The organism is Bacteroidia bacterium (assembly GCA_016218155.1).
In the GTDB taxonomy this organism is placed as follows: domain Bacteria; phylum Bacteroidota; class Bacteroidia; order Bacteroidales; family GWA2-32-17; genus GWA2-32-17.
Genome location: JACREQ010000034.1, coordinates 39,445 through 55,769, shown reverse-complemented (window position 1 = coordinate 55,769; position 16,325 = coordinate 39,445). Strand labels below are relative to the sequence as shown.

General features: G+C 30.8%; 15 protein-coding genes. 10 read left to right on the top strand and 5 right to left on the bottom strand.

Annotated features, from left to right (window positions below; all coding sequences use genetic code 11):
* Nucleotides 1-11 precede the first annotated feature (11 nt).
* From HY951_06010 to HY951_05965, 10 genes are all read left to right on the top strand, one after another.
* Nucleotides 12-1,493, top strand: coding sequence for a hypothetical protein (locus HY951_06010; protein MBI5539594.1), 1,482 nt, complete (start codon nucleotides 12-14; stop codon nucleotides 1,491-1,493).
* A gap of 276 nt (nucleotides 1,494-1,769) precedes the next feature.
* Nucleotides 1,770-2,846 (top strand): hypothetical protein, encoded by a 1,077-nt coding sequence (locus HY951_06005; protein MBI5539593.1) that lies wholly within the window; start codon nucleotides 1,770-1,772, stop codon nucleotides 2,844-2,846.
* The gene (locus tag HY951_06000; GenBank protein ID MBI5539592.1) at nucleotides 2,846-4,360 is read left to right on the top strand and encodes an MBOAT family protein; all 1,515 of its coding nucleotides are present in this window, start codon (nucleotides 2,846-2,848) and stop codon (nucleotides 4,358-4,360) included. The genes HY951_06005 and HY951_06000 overlap by 1 nt, the downstream gene beginning before the upstream one ends.
* Before the next feature lie 125 nt (nucleotides 4,361-4,485).
* Nucleotides 4,486-4,953, top strand: coding sequence for a hypothetical protein (locus HY951_05995; protein MBI5539591.1), 468 nt, complete (start codon nucleotides 4,486-4,488; stop codon nucleotides 4,951-4,953).
* Nucleotides 4,954-5,110: 157 nt separating this feature from the next.
* Nucleotides 5,111-5,782: a YiiX family permuted papain-like enzyme gene (locus HY951_05990; GenBank protein MBI5539590.1), complete on the top strand. Its 672-nt coding sequence runs from the start codon at nucleotides 5,111-5,113 to the stop codon at nucleotides 5,780-5,782.
* A 383-nt stretch (nucleotides 5,783-6,165) separates the two neighbouring features.
* Complete coding sequence (locus HY951_05985; GenBank protein ID MBI5539589.1) at nucleotides 6,166-7,755, top strand: T9SS type A sorting domain-containing protein; 1,590 nt, start codon at nucleotides 6,166-6,168, stop codon at nucleotides 7,753-7,755.
* Nucleotides 7,756-8,232: 477 nt separating this feature from the next.
* A complete protein-coding gene (locus HY951_05980; GenBank protein ID MBI5539588.1) occupies nucleotides 8,233-8,583 on the top strand; it encodes a type II toxin-antitoxin system RelE/ParE family toxin in 351 nt (116 codons plus the stop codon).
* The gene (locus HY951_05975; protein ID MBI5539587.1) at nucleotides 8,564-8,869 is read left to right on the top strand and encodes a helix-turn-helix transcriptional regulator; all 306 of its coding nucleotides are present in this window, start codon (nucleotides 8,564-8,566) and stop codon (nucleotides 8,867-8,869) included. Before HY951_05980 ends, HY951_05975 begins: the two co-directional genes overlap by 20 nt.
* A gap of 178 nt (nucleotides 8,870-9,047) precedes the next feature.
* A complete protein-coding gene (locus HY951_05970) occupies nucleotides 9,048-9,455 on the top strand; it encodes a hypothetical protein (GenBank protein MBI5539586.1) in 408 nt (135 codons plus the stop codon).
* 332 nt (nucleotides 9,456-9,787) lie between these two features.
* Nucleotides 9,788-11,086 (top strand): HlyC/CorC family transporter, encoded by a 1,299-nt coding sequence (locus tag HY951_05965; GenBank protein MBI5539585.1) that lies wholly within the window; start codon nucleotides 9,788-9,790, stop codon nucleotides 11,084-11,086.
* Nucleotides 11,087-11,194: 108 nt separating this feature from the next.
* On the opposite strand, the gene HY951_05960 is transcribed toward HY951_05965, so the two are convergent.
* The 5 genes from HY951_05960 to HY951_05940 all read right to left on the bottom strand — a co-directional run bounded on the left by HY951_05960 (nucleotide 11,195) and on the right by HY951_05940 (nucleotide 16,209).
* The gene (locus HY951_05960; protein MBI5539584.1) at nucleotides 11,195-12,619 is read right to left on the bottom strand and encodes a redoxin domain-containing protein; all 1,425 of its coding nucleotides are present in this window, start codon (nucleotides 12,617-12,619) and stop codon (nucleotides 11,195-11,197) included.
* Between the two features lies 1 nt (nucleotide 12,620).
* Complete coding sequence (gene coaD / locus HY951_05955) at nucleotides 12,621-13,088, bottom strand: pantetheine-phosphate adenylyltransferase (protein ID MBI5539583.1); 468 nt, start codon at nucleotides 13,086-13,088, stop codon at nucleotides 12,621-12,623.
* Between the two features lie 133 nt (nucleotides 13,089-13,221).
* Entirely contained in the window at nucleotides 13,222-14,424 is a 1,203-nt protein-coding gene (gene hydF, locus HY951_05950; protein ID MBI5539582.1) for a [FeFe] hydrogenase H-cluster maturation GTPase HydF, read from the bottom strand.
* A 54-nt stretch (nucleotides 14,425-14,478) separates the two neighbouring features.
* Nucleotides 14,479-15,462, bottom strand: coding sequence for a class I SAM-dependent methyltransferase (locus tag HY951_05945; GenBank protein ID MBI5539581.1), 984 nt, complete (start codon nucleotides 15,460-15,462; stop codon nucleotides 14,479-14,481).
* Nucleotides 15,463-16,209 carry a glycosyltransferase family 2 protein gene (locus HY951_05940; GenBank protein ID MBI5539580.1) on the bottom strand — a complete coding sequence of 249 codons (747 nt, stop codon included), beginning with the start codon at nucleotides 16,207-16,209 and terminating at the stop codon, nucleotides 15,463-15,465.
* Nucleotides 16,210-16,325: the final 116 nt, after the last annotated feature.

Here is a 16,325-nt window from a genome sequence, read left to right as displayed (position 1 = left end):
AATTGAGGAGCATGAAACCATTAAAATCACTTCTGTTTCTAGTTGTTGTTTTCGGAATATTAACACTTATTGCATGGGCAACACCTAAGGGAGGTATAACAATATTCAATGACTGGAAAATAAAATTTCCAACACTGTCAAGTATTTTTGCCGATAGTACAGTAAAATATGCTGATATTTCAGATATAATCAAAATAAATGAATTAAATACAGATAGCCTAATATTAAATGACTCGTTGTTATCAGTCGATTCACTTAATGTAGATAGTCTTGTAAACGTTGTTCAGCATCTTGAATTTCCTGATAGTGCAAGAACTGCTCTTTTGCCTTTCTTTAAGAATGTTCAACGAAATGACGGACTAATAAGAGTACTGCATTATGGTGACAGTCAGATTGAAGGTGACAGGATTACAGGATTTATCCGAAATCGTTTTCAAGGCAGATTTGGTGGTAGTGGTGCCGGAATGGTTCCATTAGTTGAAGTAAATAATTTAAGTGGTGCAATATCAATTGAAAGTGTTGGCGAATGGAAACGCTACACATTGTTTGGGAAAGTTGATAAAACTATTAAACATAAAAAATATGGTGTAATGTTAAGCTTTAGCAGATTTGCACCTGTATATAACGATTCGATACCAAATGACACATTAATATACGAATCTTCGATTAAAATTAAAAAATCTTCTGCCGCTTATGGCAACTGCTATAATTTTAGTGAAATAAAACTATTATACGGAAATAATAAAAAACCTGTAATGGCAGAGCTTTATGATGGTGATAAGCTTTTAGGATTTGAGACCTTATTAGCTGGTCAGGATTTTAATATTGCTACATGGAAACTAACTTATGTGCCAAAAGAATTAACATTAAAATTTTCGGGTAAAGACAGTCCGGATATTTATGGAATTGCTTTCGACAGTAATAAAGGTTTGGCATTTGATAATATCCCTTTGCGCGGAAGCTCGGGAACCGATTTTGCACGTGGCGACTTAACTCTTTTAAAGAAAATGTACGAACAGCTTAATGTTAAACTTTTAATTTTCGAATTTGGTGTAAACGTTGTTCCAAATGTTCAGGAAGATTACACTTTTTATGAAAACTGGATTTATGGTCAGCTTTCTACTTTAAAAAGAATTCATCCTGATATGGGTATTATTGTTATAGGACTTTCAGACATGTCACAAAAAACTGAAAACGGTTACGAATCATATCCCAATATAGAAAAAATAAGAAATGCTCAGAAAAAAGCTGCATTCCGTGCAAATTGTGCATTCTGGGATTTTTATGAAGCAATGGGTGGAAAAAACTCAATGCCAAGCTGGGTTAATGCCAATCCTCCTATGGCAGCAAAAGATTACACACACCTTAGTCCACGCGGCTCGAAAATTATTGCCGAAATGCTTTACAATGCACTTGTTTCTGAATACAATCATTTTAAAACCAGCCACACTGAAACAACAAATAACAAAACTCAAATTACAAAAGCTAAATAACACTTCAATATCAAAACACAAATATTAAATATTATTACATTGTTTTTGAGGAAGCAGGCTATTAAATATTATCAGCATCCAGGCTTTATCAAATTTATACTTTCAACTTTTTTCTTTAGGTTTTTAACCTTCAACTTTATACTTTTATCTTTCAACTTTACTTGCTTTTCTCAGGCATCAATCTTCAATTTGCCAGAATACCCATTTATAAGATATGATTTAAACCACATAATCTTTTCGCCTGACAGCTGCAATTATGATAGCCTTTATATAAAAATGAATACACTTGTTGCTAAAGGTGAAGGACAAATTAACATAGTGCACATTGGCGATTCGCATATACAAGCTGATTATTTTTCGGGGAGAATGAGAGAACGGTTACAAACTTTTTTTCTTGGTGGCAAAGGATCACGCGGTTTTATTTTCCCTTTCAGATTAATTCATTCTAATAATGCATTTAATTTTGCTGTTACCTCTTCGGGATTATGGACAGGTTGCCGTAACATCGAAAAAAACAAATCCTGCACTTTAGGTCTAGCCGGAGCATCTGCAACAACAAAAGATAGTATTTCATCTTTCTCAATACGTTTAAGAAGTAAAGATTATCCTTATTATGATTTTAACAGAGTTAAAGTTTTTCATAATATGGATTCAACAAGTTTTGATATTGAAACAAGTAATTATCTTCTTAAACAGGAATTTGTAGAAAACGACTCGCTTGGTTACACTCTTTTTGTAATGAACGGATACTCAGACTCTCTTACTTTCTATATTTCAAAAACCGATACAATACAAAAATCATTTACACTTTATGGAATAAATCTCGAAAATGAAGACCCCGGAATTATTTACCATTCAATTGGAGTAAATGGTGCCGACGTAGAATCATTTTTACGTTGTTCATTGTTAACTTATCAGCTTTCAAAACTTACACCCGATTGGATAATTATATCTTTAGGAACCAATGATTGTTATTCTGCAAAATGCAATATGCCTGCATTTGAAAAAAATCTTTTAGATCTTATTACAAAAATCAGAACAGCACAACCAAAAGTTCCAATTCTTTTCACAACACCAGCCGACAATTACCGTCGTCGCCGTTACCATAACCCCGATGTTGCAGTTGCGTCTGATGTTATTATAAAAGTTGCAAAAGAAAATAATTGTTCCGTGTGGAATTTATATCAGATAATGGGTGGATATGGAAGTATGGGAAGCTGGTTAAAATCAGGACTGGCAGCACGCGATAAATTACATTTTGATAAACCAGGTTATTATTTGCAGGGAGATTTATTATTTACTGCATTTATAAAAGCTTACGATAATTATATTGATAAAAAGAACCCTTTTTGATGGAATGGATTAAAGAAATATTTCTGTATCACGAAGATAAACCAATGATATTTTCCTCATTGTTTTTTTGGGGATTTTTTGCTGTTACACTTCTTGGTTATTCTATGTTTTATAAAAAACATTGGTTGCGAAATGCATACCTTTTTGTTTTAAGTTTATTTTTCTATTATAAATCGGGTGGATACTTTTTCTCTTTACTTATTTTCACAACTGTTGTTGACTACTCTGTAGGGCTTGCTCTGGGGGCAATAAAAAAACAAAATAAAAGAAAACTATTAATATTAGTAAGCGTTTTTGCCAATCTTTTAGTTCTTGCATATTTTAAATATTCTTACTTTTTTGTTGATATAACAAATAACCTGTTAGGAACAGATTTTAAAGTTGTAAATTTACTTGCAGATTGGACAAATACCCTGTCGGGTTCTCATTTTGACATAAGTTCTATTATTCTTCCCGTTGGAATATCATTTTACACCTTCCAGTCAATGAGCTATACTATTGATGTATATCGCAATAAAATAGCTCCCGTAAAAAACATTATCGATTTTGGATTTTTTGTAACATTCTTCCCACAATTAGTTGCCGGTCCAATTGTTAGAGCTACTGAATTTATTCCTCAGCTTTATCAGGATTACAAACTTACCAGAAACGAATTTGGGTATGCGCTTTTTCTCATCCTTAATGGCTTGATGAAAAAGATGATAATCAGCGATTACATTTCTATGAATTTTGTTGATCGTGTTTTTGATAATCCCATGACTTATACAGGATTCGAAAACCTCATGGGCGTTTATGGTTATGCACTGCAAATTTATTGCGATTTTAGTGGCTACACAGATATTGCAATTGGTGTTGGTTTATTGTTAGGATTTAAACTTCCTATAAATTTTAACTCACCATACAAAGCAGCAAATATTACTGATTTCTGGCGACGCTGGCATATTTCACTTTCAACATGGTTACGCGATTACCTTTATATTTCGCTTGGAGGAAACCGGTGTAGTAAATTCAGAAGATACCTAAACCTTTTAATTACTATGGTTCTTGGCGGCTTATGGCACGGTGCAAGTTTCCGTTTTATAATATGGGGAGCAATACATGGATTAGCTTTGGCTGGACATAAATTATGGATGGAATTATTTCCTAAAATTAAAACAGGCAATTTCTTTATAAAATTGTTAGGAGTATTTGTAACATTTAACCTTGTATGTTTTGCATGGATATTTTTCCGTGCACCTGATATGAAATCTGTAGGCGAAATGCTAAACCAGATTGGAACATCATTTGGTTTTGCTTTAATTCCCGAAATATTATCTTCATACTGGATAGTTTTTACAATTTTATTTGTAGGCTTTGTTATTCACTGGCTACCATCCTCCTTTAAAGAATTTTATCGCGGTGTGTTTATTAAAACTCCAATATGGTTAAAGGTATTAATTACAGTAATAGTTGTAATTATTATCTTTCAGGCAAAATCAAGCAACGTGCAGCCATTTATTTATTTTCAGTTTTAATTATTTAAATACTTGGTTGTTGTAAATAAATTCTTTATATTTGGTTATAATTATTTATAACCAATTTTACCTACTATAAATAACTAGAGTTAGGTATAGCGAAGTGTTAGGGCATATTTTAAAAAATGAAATACATACTCACCATATTAATAATAATTATCGAAATGAGTGCTTTTGGACAAAATCAAGAATACCGGACGGAATTTGATACCTTAAAGACTTTTAATGACAAAATTTTAATTCACTTCAAGACTTATAAGAACAAAGATCTTGTAGAAGAAAGTAACGCTTATTTGTATCCGGTAATACATAAAGTTCCACGTTTCAGATTGACTGGAAATCTTTTTAAAACATCAATTCCGATGGACAGTATAGTTAGACATGGTTCGTCTAAAGAATTTTTTACAGGTGGGGACTATAAAGTAACTGAATTTAACAATGGTCAAGAAATAGAAACAGTTTACTTTGACTGCAAAGGAATTAAAATGACAAAAGAAGAATTTAAAAATAAGCATAAAACAATTGGACCATGCGGAATACTTCAAGGACAGCACTTTATTCATGGACAAAATAAAAATAAAAACATGCCATAACACCATCTACCACAACACCTTGCAAACATTGTCGACTTGAACTCTAAATAAGAAACAAAAATGGCTAATTAAGTTTGACCCTGAAGATGCATCGCAAAATCCAAAACAAAAACGCCATATAACATTATACAGACAATTTAAATTATAGAATATGAAAATGAAATATTTTAAATTTGCAATATACAGTTTGCTGGTAATACTTATATCTTGTAGTAACCCAACAGAAAAAACAGAAAACATTGTTGGTATAAATAAATCGACCGAAAAGCAAGAGATTTCAAGTAAATTAAAAGATGGCGATATCATCTTTCAGTCGTCAAGTTCTGGACAAAGTCAGGCAATTCAAATTGCAACAAAATCAAAATATAGCCATGTTGGGATTATTTATATTCAAAACAATGAGATTAAAGTATTAGAGGCAGTACAGCCTGTTCAATTAACAAATCTTGAAAAATGGATTGATAGAGGCGATAATAATCATTATGTTGTAAAAAGGCTTAAAAATGCAGAAACAGTTTTGACTCCTGAAATTATTTCAAAAATGAAAGAATTAGGAAATAGTTTTCTTGGAAAAAACTATGATATTACATTTGAATGGAGCGATGAAAACATGTACTGCTCAGAATTAGTTTGGAAATTATATAAAAGAATTACAGATATTGAAATCGGCAAGTTAGATAAATTGAAAAATTTTGAATTAAGTCACCCGATAGTACAGAAAAAAATGAATGAGCGCTATGGGAACAAAATTCCTTACGAAGAAAATGTAATCTCACCAGCAGCAATATTTAATAGCGATAAATTATTCACAATAAAAGAAGAAAACTAATTATAATATTTAAATCTATAACTCAATATAATTTTTCTTCTTAGCCCTTAAGCCTCCCAGAGTCTCCTGAAAGGGACTCTGGGCAAGAACTACCACAAGTAAATTTTACAAGTAAATTTATTCTCAAAGTCCTTTCTAAATACTAATGCGTTCTTCTTCAATCTATTTAAAGAGACTATGAGGAAGGTATACATAAACAACGTGCAGCCATTTATATATTTTCAGTTTTAATTATTTAAATACTTGGTTGTTGTAAATAACTTTTTTATATTTGGGTATAATTATTTATAACCTATTATAACCGACTATAAATAACTAGAGTTAGGTGTAGCGAAGTGTTACCAAACATATTAAAAATTGCATTTTACATTAACACAATAATTATGAAAATATTATTAGTCTCATTAATGACAATCTTATTTTTTACAAATTTATTTTCCCAGGTAAACACATTTCAAAAAAGAATTAACTGGCAAACTAATCAAGATGGTGAATATTCAATGATTAAAAAAACAGAAAACGGTTATTTGATTACATGCAGCACTGTTGGTGCTATTGGATTTGAAGATGTTATGTTGCTTTATACAAAGTTAAATTGCAATTTGAATTGGACAAAAGTATATGGAGGGTATTTCTTTGATAGAATTAATGATATTCAACAAACCTCAGATAGTGGATTTGTTTTTATTGGCAGTACTTCAAGTTTTGGTCCAAGTGCTCCAAATTGGACAAGCGCTTATCTAATTAAGACAGATAATATTGGCAATATTAAGTTATCATATGCGTATGGCGGTTCAGAATCGGATGTTGCAAATTCAATTTTACAAACAAATGATAACGGATATATTTTTGCAGGAGGAACTCAGAGTTTTGGAGTAGGCGTTTCTGACATTTTTGTTGTAAAAACAGATTCATTAGGAAATGTTGTTTGGGCAAATTCATATGGTACAATAGCTAGTGAAGGTGCTTCTGTCATTTTGCCGGCATCTTATAATGGATATATTGTTATTGGCAAAGTATATAAAGATATTTATAATAATGATGGCGATATTTTTATGATGAAAATAGATTCTTTAGGTAGTATACTATGGTCATACGCATATGGTGGAACTTTAGAGGATCACCCGTATTCAGCAAAACAGACATCAGATGGTGGTTATATTATTTCTGGATTTACCTGTAGTTTTGGATTAGGTTATTCAGATATTTATTTGATTAAAACAAGTGCTGATGGAATATTTCAATGGAGTAAAACTTATGGTGGTAATGGAGCGGATAATGGTTGGGAAGTTCAACAAACATCTGACGGTGGTTATATAATATGTGGTACAACGAATAGTTTTGGTGCAGGCGGAATAGATAATTATATTATTAAGACTAATTCCATAGGAGATATATTATGGACAAAAACTTATGGAGGACCTATAGATGAATTTGAGGGAAATATTGTTCAGGCAAATGAAGGCGGATATTTAATATCCTCATTTTCTAGTAGTTTTTCAAGTGGTTTCTCAGATCTGTATCTTATAAAAACAGATTCTAATGGTAATAGCGGATGTAATGAATATAATACAAGTACTTTAATAAGTAGTCCAAATAATATTAAAGATACGATTATTTTTCTTCAAATTACAGCAGGAGTATTACGAGACACCGTTATCAATATTTTATCACAAAAGGGAGAAACTGTATTTACGATGTGTTCAGACATAGTATCAGTTAATGAAAACAGCAAAATAAACGACAATAATGATGTTGTTATATTTCCAAATCCTGTTGATAATATTTTGACTATCGAAAAAGAAAATATTAAAAAAATTGAAATTCAAAACTTTTTGGGAGTAAATTACAAATCCATTATATTATATAGTAATAAACACGAAATAGATATGAGTGGCATTAAAAATGGCATATACGTTATCAAAATATATACTGATAAAGAAATAATTATTAGAAAAGTAATAAAAAAATAAATACGTTTGGTAACACACTGTTAATATTTAGCAGGCTGTCCGCCGCGGCGGATGGGGAACTTGACAATTCGTATTTTCTTTGTCCCACAGAGTCTCCTGAAAGGGACTCTGGGCAAGAACTACCATAAGTAAATTTTACAAGTAAATTTATTCTCAGAGTCCTTTCTAAATACTCATGCGTTATTCTGCAGTCTGTTTAAAGAGACTCTGAGGAAGGTATACATAAACAACGTGCAGCCATTTATTTATTTTCAGTTTTAATGAGTTAATTACTTTGTTGTTGTAAATAAATTTTTTATATTTGGTTATAATTATTTATAACCAATTATAACCGACTATAAATAACTAGAATTAGTTGTAGCGAAGTGTTATGTGCGATTTTATAAAAAAAACTAGCCTTGTCGACAATCTTTAGACAATCTTAAAATAATTCAAAAAATAGTTGCACTTAAGGACAACATTTCGTAACTTTGTATTGTGAGCAAAAAACAGAAACATCGAACTATCATTTTTTACAAGGAATATTTTCAAGAGTTCTTTGTGACACAGCGAGACAAGGTGAAAGATAAAATAATCTGGACCTTTGAATTGATAGAAGAACTTCATAGAGTTCCTGAGACTTATCTCAAACACATTGAGAATACAGATGGACTCTTTGAAATTCGGGTGCAACAAGGTAACAATATTTTTCGGATTTTCTGTTTTTTTGATCATGGTCAACTGGTAGTTTTGGCAAATGGTTTTCAAAAGAAAACTCAAAAAACGCCTAAACAAGAAATTGAAAAAGCACTTAAAATAAAAAAGGAATATGAAAGCGAAAAAAAATAAAATAATGACTCTTGACCAGTTCAAGGACTTACATTATGGTAAACCTGGCACAAAAAAACGTGACGAACTTGAAGAAGGTTACGAAGATTTTAGACTTGGTGCATTAATTCATGAAGCCAGACTTGAAAAAGGATTGACTCAAGAACAACTTGCCGAAAAAATCGGAACAACTAAATCTTACATTTCTAAAATTGAAAATAACATTAAAGAAGTTCGCTTTTCTACTCTCAAAAGAATAATTGAACTCGGCTTAGGTGGACAATTGCAACTATCTATTAAATTCTAGTTTTTCGTGCGACAAATAAAAAACCGCATATAACACCACCTACTATAACATTATGCAGCTATGTGCAACTTTACAACTTTAACATTAAATAATATTATTAGCTGTTTGACCCCGAAGGGGCAAGCACAACTGCAAGTAAATGCACGTCGTTTCGTAGCTTCAACCGTTCAGCTTATTTATGAATAGATTATTTCTTATATTATTTCAATTAATTGCCATTAATTTTATTGTTACTAGCCAGAATCAAATTGCATCAACTTTAAGTTTCAGTGAATATTTTGAACAAAAAGCAAAAGGTAATCTTGTAATTCTTGATATTTACAGCAAACCATATAAAATTATAAAAATTGCAGATTCTTCGACTGTGAAGGGGCAATTATATCTCGATAGTGTTATATATACTGTAGATACAACAATTTTTGTTGGATTTGAATTAGATAAGAATGACAAAAATATTAATGGAGAACTTTTAATTAAATATTTTCATGAAAACATTAAATCACCAAAATTTCAATCAGAAAATGAAACTTCAGTATTTTCATTTCTTATAGACGAAAACGCAAAATTTTATCGATTAAAATTTTAAAAGATGTGTCAAACAAATGTAAAGATGACAATTCTTGGACAATATCCTATTCTGATAAAATAAAGTTCTATCCAACAATAATAAACGAAAAAAATTACAAAGTAGAATATATTTTAAAATTAACTCAAAGATGTTATTGCATCTGTGAAGAAATACAGAAGTATTAGAAAGAAAAAAGGGAGATTTTTTGTAATCTGATTAAAGAAACTTTTTAAAGACTATTCTAACTAAAAAATTAAGCCATGCACGAGCTTTACTACCACCCCTTTAAACATTTTCTACATTAAATTATTTTTTAGATTAACTTTGTACTGTATTTATAGCAGAAAAAAATGATTTTAGATATTCTTATTACTTTTTTACTTGTATTTCTTAATGGTTTTTTTGTTGCCGCTGAATTTGCAATTGTTAAAGTTCGTACTTCACAACTAGAAATAAAAGCCAAGAAGGGTAATCGTACTGCTGTACTTTCAAAACACATTGTTACACATCTCGATGGTTACCTTGCCGCTACTCAACTTGGAATAACAATTGCCAGTTTGGGATTAGGTTGGATAGGAGAACCTGTAGTATCAAAAATAATCATTAAAATAATGCATTTATTTGGTCTTGCTGCCAATCCCGAATTAGCACATGACATAGCATTACCAGTTGCGTTTGCCATTATTACTGTTTTACACATTGTTTTTGGAGAACTTGCTCCAAAGTCATTGGCTATTCAGCGTTCAGAAAAAACAACTCTAGCTATTGCATACCCATTACAAATATTCTTTTATTTGTTTAAACCGGTAATATGGATTTTAAACAATATCGCCAATTTAATTCTAAAAATCATTGGAATATCTGCTGTACATGGTTCTGACGTTCACAGTAGCGAAGAATTAAAATATTTAGTTAAACAGGGACAAGAAAATGGCAAGATTGATCAAGCCGAATACAAAATAATTAAGAATGCTTTCGATTTTTCTGAACAAACAGCCAAACAAATAATGGTTCCAAGGCTTAATGTATTTGCATTGGATATAAATGAATTTAACGAAACTTTACTTAATAAAATTATTAATGAAAGCTATTCAAGAATTCCTTGCTATGAAGACAATTTGGATAATGTTATAGGTGTTGTTTATTTAAAAGATATTTTAATAGCAACGCGAAAAAATGAGCCTATAAATATTAGAAGTATTATGCGCCAAATTCTTATTATCCCCGAATCAAAAAATATCGGAAAACTTCTCAATGAATTTCAAATGAAACATCAACAGATGGCATTGGTTGTAAATGAATATGGGGGCACTGAAGGCATTATTACAATGGAAGATATTTTAGAGGAATTAGTAGGAGAAATTCAAGATGAATATGATAACGAAATTCCATTTGTTGAGAAAATTGCAGAACATACTTTTTACGTATTAGCTTCAGCAACAATTGATGACATTAACGAATTATTGCCTCACCCTATAACAAAGGATGATCAATATGAAACATTGGCAGGGTATTTAATTTTAAAATTTGGTAAAATTCCAAATATTAAGGAAAAAATAACATTTGATAATTATGAGTTTTCTATCATAAAAAAGAATAAAAGCACTATTGTTTTAGTTCAATTATTTGATTTGTCAGTGGATTTATAATTACATTGATAGCACTTACATAATTGTTAGAATGTAAGTAAAATATTTATAAAACTAGCCATACTGCCAATCATTGTTTGCAACTAATTTATTCTTCTATTTATTAAATTAGTTTCTTCCTCTCAATATAGAATTAAAAACACCATCGAAATTTGCATCAGGTGCAGGTGCAGGCGACAAAACTATTTTTCCGTACGGATCAATTAAAAAATATGATGGTGTAGCCTTAACGTTATAAAGGCTTTTTATCTTTTTTGTGTTTTCCGGGGTTAAAAAATACCAGCTATATCCATTGGTTTTGCAATACTCTCTTGTTTTTGCAACAGATCCATTACAACATATTGTTACCAAATCGAGATTCTTTGAATATTTAGCCAGAATATTTTTCAGAAGGCTCATCTCGTTTGCATTTGAATAGCTTCTTAAATCAGTAAAATTAACATAAAGATACTTTCCTCTTAATTCGGAAAGGTTAATTCTTACGCTATCCTGAGTTAATAATGCAAAAGAAGGAGCATCGGAGCCGGAAATTAAATAAAAGACTTTCTGCTTAATGTTAACTGCAATTTTCTTTAGGTCTGCAGTCTTAGCAGTAATTGCCATAGAATCTAAAGTCATTAATAGTTGCTTTCTTGGAAATGCCTTGTATTCTGTAGTCATATTGTCATAAAAAGCATCATGCAATCCCTTCAGAATAATCAAGTCCATTAATGTATCATTTGTTATAGCCGGATTTTTTCTTAATGTTTGTTTAATATCAAATGGACTCTTAGCTTTTGCAATATCTTCAAATAAATTAGCTCCCCATGTTTTTGTTGCTGCTACTGAAAAATAATGTGCAAAAACACGATTAAATGCTTCCATATATGCTGTATTTGTTAAATACAACGGGTTTTTATTAAAAGTTTCTTTTATAATATAGTCGCTTTCACGCTCATAAGCCATAAACCTCAACAAATTTAGCTTATACTCCTTATATGAATTGAAGAACAAATTATTACTCCATTTAAACTTTTTTTCTATTGATGCAATTGCCGAATCGGCAAAAGATTTTTTTGCTGTATAGTATGCCTTTACAAAGCTATTGGCTAGAAACTTATTATATTCTTCATCAAATAAACTGATGACATTATTAATTTCTGAAGAATCTGCATTTTCAATACCCGGAATAATATCAACAGGCTCAAAATATGGATTAAGTTCATCAGCAACAGAGAGCTTCTTTTTAGGTGGAAACTGAATATTATAAGTTTTTCCAGGCTCTATATAAAATGTAAGATTAAAATAATCTAAAGGGACATTAACAAAAATAGTGTTTTTTAAATTTAAAGAACAACTAAAAACACCTTCGGGGCTTACCTTTCCACGAGAAATTGTATCCGGACTATTTGAAATATAATCTGCTTTAGTAACAATATAAATACTATCACCGGCATAAGATTTATGATTAAAATAAACTGATGTGTTTTGCGCAAATATTTGTACAGCAAACAAAAAACAAAATATACTAAAAATGTATTTTGTAAGTGGCATTTTACTGTTTTAAAATTATTCCATCGGGCACAAATAAGCTGGCATCTCCTCCATTTTTATAAACTTCTCTTACAATTGTGCTGTTTATTGGTGTATGTTCGGGAGTTGTCAAAAGAAATATAGTTTCAATATTATTTGCTAAAAAGCGATTTGTTTGTGCAATAGCACGTTCAAATTCAAAATCGGCAGAAGTTCTTAATCCACGTAAAATAAATCTTGCATTCATTTTTTTACAAAAATCGACAGTAAGACCCGAATACTCCATTACCTCAACATTAGGTTCATTTTTAAATGTCTGTTTAATCCACTCTATCCTTTTCTCAAGTGAAAAAAACGAATCTTTTTTTTCGGCATTTACACCTATTGCTATTATAATTTTATCAAAAAGAGGCAATGCTCTTTTCACAACAGATTCATGACCTTTAGTTATTGGATCAAACGAGCCGGGAAAAATTGCTATTCTTTGCATAATGATTTAACGTTTATTCCTTAAAATTATTGACAAACTTATAGGAAATAAGAATAAATACAAAATTAATAAAAATTGAGCTCCACCTAAACAACTCTATACTTTTAACTTTATACTTTGAGCTTTATACTTATTAACTAATAAAGGGTTCAATTGCCCTATTATAAATTCCATTTGTATAAGCAATCGCCATTCCATAATTTGTAACCGGAATATTCAAATCTTTAAACTGCTGTAACCTGCTCTTAAGTTGCTTATTTGTAATCATACATGCACCACACTGAACAACTAAAGCATATTCATTAATCGGGCGGGGGAAACTGGCTAAACCGCTAACAACTTCAAATTCCAGTTTTTTATTAGTGAATTTTTTTAACCAATTTGGGATTTTGAACCTTCCAATATCATCGCAAGTAACATGATGTGAGCACGACTCAAGAATTAAAACTCTGTCGCCATCTTTAAGATTGCTTATTTCAGGAGTTCCCTGCATGTAGGAATCAAAATCGCCTTTATTTCTTGCCAATAAAACGCTAAAACCAGTAAGTGGAATGTTTTCGGGGATAATTTTATCTATCTTACCAAATAGTTGACTGTCGGTAACAGCAAGTTTTATCGGAATTTTTGTTGTTTTAAAAAAATACTCTACTTCCGTTTCTTTAAGTACTATGCAAATTCCATATTTATCAAGTACCCCTCTTACAGCCTGCATTTGAGGTAAAATCATTCTTCCTTCTGGTGCCTCTGTATCAACGGGAGTAATTAATAAAACAAAATCGCCCTGATTTACAAGTCCCTCGAATAAAGGTTTTATTTTAAAAGCATTTTCGGGAACAGCAATTCTTATCTGGTTCAATATTTCATCTATATTTTCAGGGTCTTTGGCAGAAAATTTTATTACACTTTGTTTTGTTAATTCCTGTAATTTTCCAAGATATTCTTTTGTTGGTTTAACAACGTCCACTTTATTATAAATAACAATGTACGGAATATCATATTTATTAAATTCTTCTATTAATTTTAATTCAAAATCATCAAATATATTTTCGGCTACAATTAATAATGCCAGATCAATAGTTTTTATTGTGGCTAAAGTTTTTGAAATTCTTTTTTCGCCTATTTGCCCAATATCGTCAATACCTGCGGTATCAATTAATATAACCGGACCAAAATCTGTAATTTCATACGACTTTTTTACAGGGTCGGTTGTAGTTCCAGCAATATCAGATACTATTGCAATATCCTGACCGGTAAGGCAATTTATTAATGAGCTTTTTCCGTTATTTCTTCTGCCGTAAATACCAATATGTGGCTTTGAATCTCTACCTTTATTCATACAATAATGTTTAATACAAAGTAAAAAATAAATGTAGCAAAAATGAATGACAAATTACACTTTATGATTTTTTCTGAAACTAATCTCGATAGTTGCAGATTTTCCAAACATTGCAGCAATAAGATCGCTAAATGCAAAAAAAGGCATAGTAAAAGCAAAGAATAGTTTCTGAAAAAGGATATTGATTTTTGAATACTCTTTTATATAGTTTTTATTTCCTTTTAGCGATTCAAATAAAACTTCACGTTTTTTTGTTGTGAGATTCAATAAACTTTGAACCATTCCAAAAGGGTTCTGTTCAAACGAAACATTATGCTTTGAAATAACTGAAAACCCATAATTGTTCATTAATTTAATAAAATCCTTAGGGTTAAAAAAGAATAAATGACGTGGTGGATCTAAATGCAACCACTTTCCCTTAAAATATTTTGCCTGAAAACTTGCAATATTTGGAAAAGAAAATACTGCCACACCACCTGGTTTAACTATTTTGCTAATTGTTTCCAAAGTTTCTTTTGGCTCCGCAAGATGCTCAAACACATGAAATAATGAGATCGCATCAAAAAAGTCATTCTGAAAATCATCAGAATTTAATGCTCCTGTTTTAAGATTTATTTCTTTTATTCTTGAAGCTCTTTTTGCACTATTTCCTTCCATTTCGGTTCCATATAATTCAAAAGAACCGTAGTTTAACAAATACTTTAAAAACCTTCCATTGCCACAACCAACATCAAGAATCTTTGCGCCGCTATTTAAATATTTACTTACCCTACGCGCCCTTCCCGACCTGAAATAATCAAGAACTTTCTCAACCATGGGTGAAGAAAATTTTTCTTCCTTTTCACCATAATATGAGGAATCATATGCCTGTGCAATTTGTTCTGGCGTAGGGCGCGGAGCCAAATAATAAGCGTTACAAGCTTTGCATTTATTTATTGTAAATTTGTTATCAAAAATATCAAAAGTGCTATACTGAACTTCACTCTCTACACTTTTACAGTATCCGCAAATGCTTTTAATATTAGTGTTTTCAGACATTTAAACTTTTTTGAAAATAGAATAATTTGCTAACCCCATTTTTTGAAATCTGTATTTAAATGAGGTTCCCAAAACACCTAAGCCATATTTAAAACTACGACTGAAATTTATTGAGGAAGCATCGGTAAAATATTTTGTTGGGCAGGTTATTTCAGCAATTTCATATCCTGCATAAAAAATCTGAGCCAACATCTGATTATCAAAAACAAAATCGTCAGAATTTGCATGATAATTTATTTTTTGCAAAACCTCTTTGGTAAATGCTCTGTAACCTGTGTGGTACTCGGAAAGCTTTTGTCCGATAATAAAGTTCTGTGAAAAAGTAAGAATTCTGTTAAAAAAATATTTATATAATGGCATCCCTCCTTTTAAAGCACCTTTCCCTAAAATTCTTGATCCCATCACAACGTGAAAAAGTCCATCAGACAACAAATAACTCATAGATGGAATAAGCTTAGGTGTGTACTGGTAATCGGGGTGTACCATAATTACTATATCTGCACCTAAATCTAACGCAGTGTCGTAACAGGTTTTTTGATTACCTCCGTAACCTTTATTTTTTTCGTGCTTAATTACATGATTAATTCCTATTTTTTTTGCAACCTCAAAAGTATTGTCTTTGCTTGCATCATCAACAACAATTACATCATCAACAATATCAAAAGGAATTTCTCTGAATGTAGTTTCCAGAGTTTTCTCTGCATTATATGCAGGCATTACAACAATAATTTTTTTTCCTGAAATCATTAAGTCTTTTAAAAATTAAAAGAATTTTCACAAATGTATCATTTTATTGAAAAAAGAACAATATTAGTACAGATTTATTAATAATATTAAGTTGTATTTATTCTGTTATATTAGTG

Excerpts from the sequence above, each read along its gene's own strand:
- HY951_06000 (MBI5539592.1), top strand. The coding sequence starts at position 2,846 with ATGGAATGGATTAAAGAAATATTTCTGTATCACGAAGATAAACCAATG.
- HY951_05995 (MBI5539591.1), top strand. The coding sequence starts at position 4,486 with ATGAAATACATACTCACCATATTAATAATAATTATCGAAATGAGTGCT.
- HY951_05985 (MBI5539589.1), top strand. The coding sequence starts at position 6,166 with ATGAAAATATTATTAGTCTCATTAATGACAATCTTATTTTTTACAAAT.
- HY951_05975 (MBI5539587.1), top strand. The coding sequence starts at position 8,564 with ATGAAAGCGAAAAAAAATAAAATAATGACTCTTGACCAGTTCAAGGAC.
- hydF (MBI5539582.1), bottom strand. The coding sequence starts at position 14,424 with ATGAATAAAGGTAGAGATTCAAAGCCACATATTGGTATTTACGGCAGA.
- HY951_06010 (MBI5539594.1), top strand. The coding sequence starts at position 12 with ATGAAACCATTAAAATCACTTCTGTTTCTAGTTGTTGTTTTCGGAATA.
- HY951_05940 (MBI5539580.1), bottom strand. The coding sequence starts at position 16,209 with ATGATTTCAGGAAAAAAAATTATTGTTGTAATGCCTGCATATAATGCA.
- HY951_05965 (MBI5539585.1), top strand. The coding sequence starts at position 9,788 with ATGATTTTAGATATTCTTATTACTTTTTTACTTGTATTTCTTAATGGT.
- HY951_05960 (MBI5539584.1), bottom strand. The coding sequence starts at position 12,619 with ATGCCACTTACAAAATACATTTTTAGTATATTTTGTTTTTTGTTTGCT.
- HY951_06005 (MBI5539593.1), top strand. The coding sequence starts at position 1,770 with ATGAATACACTTGTTGCTAAAGGTGAAGGACAAATTAACATAGTGCAC.
- coaD (MBI5539583.1), bottom strand. The coding sequence starts at position 13,088 with ATGCAAAGAATAGCAATTTTTCCCGGCTCGTTTGATCCAATAACTAAA.
- HY951_05945 (MBI5539581.1), bottom strand. The coding sequence starts at position 15,462 with ATGTCTGAAAACACTAATATTAAAAGCATTTGCGGATACTGTAAAAGT.
- HY951_05990 (MBI5539590.1), top strand. The coding sequence starts at position 5,111 with ATGAAATATTTTAAATTTGCAATATACAGTTTGCTGGTAATACTTATA.
- HY951_05970 (MBI5539586.1), top strand. The coding sequence starts at position 9,048 with ATGAATAGATTATTTCTTATATTATTTCAATTAATTGCCATTAATTTT.